Source organism: Bacillus cereus group sp. BfR-BA-01331 (assembly GCF_022663915.1).
Classification (GTDB): domain Bacteria; phylum Bacillota; class Bacilli; order Bacillales; family Bacillaceae_G; genus Bacillus_A; species Bacillus_A mycoides.
The window spans coordinates 1-4,736 of record NZ_JAKUGJ010000071.1 but is presented as its reverse complement, the minus strand read 5'-3'; the positions used below and the strand labels follow the sequence as shown (position 1 = coordinate 4,736).

Here is a 4,736-nt window from a genome sequence, read left to right as displayed (position 1 = left end):
TTGCAGTGGAGAATGCAGTAAAACCAACAAAGATTGTCGTAGCCGCAAAGGATATACCCGCTCATACAGAGATTAAAGAGGATATGCTAGTTGAACGCACATTACCTGGTGATTCCATTCCGCCCAATGCATTACGCGTGAGTAAGAAAGAGGTCGTAGGAAAATGGACAAATGATGGGCAACCCATTACAGAAAATAGCTATCTCTTCAAAAATAAAGTGGTAAAGAAAGAAGAGTTACCAGACTCTGCAATATTAAACCTAAAAAATGAAGAAGTTGCTTTCCCATTACTCGTTGATCTTGAAACAAGTTCCGGGAATAGTATTATTCCTAACACATACGTGGACTTGTATTTCAAACAGGTTGTGAAAGAAGGAGACAATGAGAAGGTTGTATTCGGTGGTCTTTTCCAACGCGTACGTGTTACGGCAGCAAAAGATAGTAATACAGAAGATGCATTCGTGTTAGAAAAGAAAGAATCAAAAGAGGAACAAGAGGGGAAACAAAAACCGAAGGTAACTCGTTTATATACATTGGCTGTTTCGCCAGAACAACTCCAATACTTGAATCGTGCGAAAATGCTTGGAGATGTGATTCCCGTTGCAGTTGGACAAAAGGTTGAACAAACAGGGAAAGAATTACAACCAGCAGAAGGGTTCTCACAAATATCTGATCAGAAGAACATTTTAGACTATGTAGAGAAACATTCAACCAATCCAATTTCTAAAAATGTAAAAGAATATGTTGCACAGTATCTGAACGAATCCAAATAAGAAAGGGGGTATTAAGATGGAGCGGCAAGTAAGAATAGTTGCCTTTTATGCGACAAACGAAAACGTAGGGAAAAGCACGTTAAGTATTGCGATGGCGAATGAGTTAGCTCATTTAGGGAAAAAGGTGCTGTATGTAGAAGCAGACCAAGTGAGACCAAGCTTTGCAGTTGGAACAGGTCTTAGCCATGACAGCAAAAATATATTAGAGCTTGTAAGGAAAGAAAATGAATACAATCTCTTGCAGTACATTTGCACAAAGCAAGATTTGGTAGAGAAAAAATTGAATCCAAAGCTGATACAAAAACTGCACGATAAGATGGATTTTCTAGTATTTCCATCAGGTTATAACCCAGCTCAATTCCCTGAGATTCAAAACAAAGAATTGTTTGTAACAACATTTATCGAATCACTTGTAGAGACAGAATACGATTACATCATTCTATCGGTGCCAACTGAATTATCCGAGGTGCTGAGTTACCCAATCTTATACCAATCAGATCTTGTTGTTCATGTGCTAAATGGAAACCCTCGTGGTGCGTTAGCAATCAAGCAGGAATTAAAGCTGATAGAAGAAGCTAAGCTAACATTACCTCGCATGATTCATGTATTAAATATGGCGGATGAGAATTATGTAGAGGATATTGAAAAGCTTTCTTCTCAAAAAATTGCGGTGGCAATTTCGTATGATAGAGATCGTACGAGTTATGAATGGGGGATGCAATTTGGTTCTCCACAAATTAATGAAAAGGTCCATCACATTATGGAAGTAGCTGGATTTGATATTCCATTCCAGCATACATCCTCTATGAAAAAGGGTTTCTTTGGTTTACGAAGTTAAAAGGGGAGGCAAGTAGTATGTGGGGCTATTTACAGGAAAAACAAGTCGCCTTAAAGCGAAATCGAGTTGATTTATATCACTTCGGTTATATGATTCGTTCCAAATCGGCTAAAAGGTTAGGAACAACTACAGCTCAACAAATTAAAGATATAACCGATGAAATTCGTGCATTTTTAGTAAAAGAACATCGTGATATCTTAAGCGAATCTTTTATGAATAAAGAGAAGAGAGCAGCTGTAGAGCAAATCATCAAAAGCTTTTTATTAAGTAATCAAGTCGTCATTTCAGATGTACCTTCTGAACAATTACTGAATATGGTGTGTGACGATATTGTTGGATTTGGTATTATAGAGCCTTTGAAAGAGGATACAGATGTAACCGATATTTATATAAATGGCACAAAAGAGATTATTTACGAAAAGATTGGCGAGGGAGAATGTACATTTCCTTACCGGTTTGAAACGGAAGAAGAAGTGAAAGCTTTAGCCTATAAGATGGTAAACAGTACTTCAGAATCCTTAAATACAGCTAAACCCTATGTAGACTGCGTATTTCCCTATATACGTATCAATATTGCATTAGATGAACTGGGTGGACTGGGTACAACGATAACGATTCGTAAGAATGCGGATCATCTTCGTGCCTCTGAAGAACGCATGTTATCTACAAATCAAGCATCGAGAGAAATGTTGGACTTTTTGGCCGCAGCTGTAAAAGCAAAAATGAATATTCTCGTTGCGGGAGCAACAGGTACAGGGAAGTCAGAGTTTATGAAATATCTTGCTTCTCATATTCCGAAAGGGAAGAAGAAAGAACGTACTCTCGTAGTAGAAGATAACCCTGAATTATATTTGCATCGTATCTTTCCAGAACATCATTTTGTTCCGATGCAGTGTAGGGCATCGGAAGTAGAAGAGAATGCAATTGATTTTGATAGATTGTTAACGAATGCATTACGTCAAGGGCCAAAGAGATTAATTGTAGGGGAATCAAGGGGGAAAGAAGCATTAAAAATGCTGAATTTCTTCCAAACAGGACACCCTGGCTTTACTTCAGTCCATGCAAGGAGTGCGAAAGAAGCAGTAAGACGTTTAATGCTCATGTGCCTGCAAAGTGGTGCGAACATTGACGCTAAGTATTTATATGAATTAATTTCACAGACGTTTGATGTGATTGTCTTTTTAGAAAAGAAAGATGATGGGAATCGCTATATTACAGAGATAATTGAATTATTGGATTATAAAGATGATATACAGTTTAATCAGCTTTCTCAATTTATTCCGACAGGTGAGGAATATGATGAAATGAATGAGAAAGTAGGAAAGATTCATGGAGATCATATCATTACAGCAAAAATGTCAGCTGAAATGGAGAAGAAATTCCGTTCTTCTACTGTAAATCCAGCTCTTTATGCACCATTCCTTTCACAACAGGAGGTGCAGTATGCATAGTTTGTTAGCTTATGGATGTATCTTCCTCATATTCATGAGTGTACTATTGTTAGTTTTACTTTTCACAAAATCTAAGGGTTCTGCCCTTTCCCAATTTGTACAAGAAAATGAGAAAGAAGAAAGACGCTTAGAATTACGGAATATCAAAGGAATACGGATGTATCTTCCACAATCCGTTATCCAGGAAGCCCAAAAGTACGAGTGGAAACTGACGAAAAGTATGTACTGGGTATATACGGTACTTTCAGGCATGAGTATTGCAGCTGTATTCTACTTCTCTTTTGGAAGAGATCCTTTTACACTGATTTCCGCTTTATGTGGATTTTTAGTTCCGAGGTTTCTTCTCTATCGTAGAAAAAAACGTTATTACTTAGTTGTCATAGATCGTCTTTCTATCTATATGAAGGCTGTAGCAAATGCACTTCAAATTAGTAATAACGCAAAACGAGTGTTACTTCAGGTGAAACCGATGATGCATGACAGTATTCAAGAAGAAATAGAAAAAGTTTCTCTTTTATTAGAAGGGGGAACAACCATGCACCGTGCATTTAAAGGGTTTAATGAAACCTTTAATTTCAGAGAATTGGTATTCTTCCACGAAATGTTGGAAGTATGTAGCCGAGAAGGTGGAGCAAATTCTGTGCAAGTCTTACTAGATATTGCAGAAGATTTCGAAAAACAAAAGCTATATCTGGCAAGATTGCGTTCTAGTTTGTCCCAAGCGCAACGTGCTTTTGTACAGAACTGCTTAATAGTCATCGCAATGCCGATTGTCATTATGTTGATGTCAAAAGAGGCATATGGATTTTTGGCAGGTTCTATGATGGGGAAAATTGCATTAACAGTCAATATGTTTATTGTATTTTTCCTAGCAACACGTGTAGAAAAAATTGCAAATTATAACCCGACGGAAAGGGGGGAATAAGATGGCTGCGTTTTTAGGTTTAGTCATATTTGTTGTCATGTACTGGGTATTCTCCACCTTTCTACAAAGTAAAAAAGACAGTGAGAGTGTACTTACCCATTATGTAGAAAATGCGAAGCGTATTGAAAAGAAGAATTTGAATCAAATGATGCTTGCTCCTTTTCAATCGTTATCACATAAGTATCTGACAGAAGAAAAGAAAGAGCAGATTCAGAAAAAATTAGAGGAAGCTGGCTTGGATACGAAACCAGAAGAATATTTAAAAATGAAGGTTGCGTATCCTGTCATTTTCACATCTGTTTTCTTGATTTGTACCGTGTTCCATGATTACTACTTATTTAAAGTAGGCGTTCTGGTTTCACCACTGCTTTACTTCTATCCAGATTACTTATTAAAGAGAAGAATAAAGCAGGCGATAGAAGCAAGGAAGTTTGAATTGCCAGAGTATTTAATTCCGTTGCTGCAATTGTTAAAGACACATACAACATTAGAAGCAGTAAAAAAGGCACAGATATATGCAGGGAGACATCTTAGTCCGTATGTATCTACTCTTACAGCAGAATTAGAAATGTACGCGGGCTCAGATCAACCGTTTAGAAACTTTGCCGCATCTTTAAATAGTCCAGAAGTAAATACCTTTACCATCGCACTGCAACAGGCGCAAAAAACGGACAAGGTACAAAGTCTTCGGATTATGGATTCGCAAATTAAAATGATGCGTGAATTAAAACATGAGAACTACAACCGTC

The 4,736-nt window shown here is 37.3% G+C and carries 5 protein-coding genes; all 5 read left to right on the top strand.

The window, feature by feature from the left end; translation table 11 throughout:
• Nucleotides 1–773, top strand: a 773-nt coding sequence (cpaB, locus tag MR155_RS30550) for a Flp pilus assembly protein CpaB (RefSeq protein WP_242312045.1), incomplete at its 5' end; no start/stop codon positions are given.
• A gap of 16 nt (nt 774–789) precedes the next feature.
• On the top strand, nt 790–1,611 hold the full coding sequence (locus MR155_RS30545; RefSeq protein WP_242312044.1) for an AAA family ATPase: 822 nt from the start codon (nt 790–792) through the stop codon (nt 1,609–1,611).
• A 17-nt stretch (nt 1,612–1,628) separates the two neighbouring features.
• On the top strand, nt 1,629–3,062 hold the full coding sequence (locus MR155_RS30540) for a TadA family conjugal transfer-associated ATPase (RefSeq protein WP_242312043.1): 1,434 nt from the start codon (nt 1,629–1,631) through the stop codon (nt 3,060–3,062).
• Nucleotides 3,055–3,987 carry a hypothetical protein gene (locus MR155_RS30535; RefSeq protein WP_242312042.1) on the top strand — a complete coding sequence of 311 codons (933 nt, stop codon included), beginning with the start codon at nt 3,055–3,057 and terminating at the stop codon, nt 3,985–3,987. Before MR155_RS30540 ends, MR155_RS30535 begins: the two co-directional genes overlap by 8 nt.
• A gap of 1 nt (nt 3,988) precedes the next feature.
• On the top strand, nt 3,989–4,736 hold a 748-nt coding region (locus MR155_RS30530; protein WP_242312041.1), incomplete at its 3' end, for a hypothetical protein.

Bases quoted from the DNA above. Each gene is read 5' to 3' on its own strand.
- MR155_RS30545 (WP_242312044.1), top strand. From the start codon at position 790: ATGGAGCGGCAAGTAAGAATAGTTGCCTTTTATGCGACAAACGAAAAC.
- MR155_RS30540 (WP_242312043.1), top strand. From the start codon at position 1,629: ATGTGGGGCTATTTACAGGAAAAACAAGTCGCCTTAAAGCGAAATCGA.
- MR155_RS30535 (WP_242312042.1), top strand. From the start codon at position 3,055: ATGCATAGTTTGTTAGCTTATGGATGTATCTTCCTCATATTCATGAGT.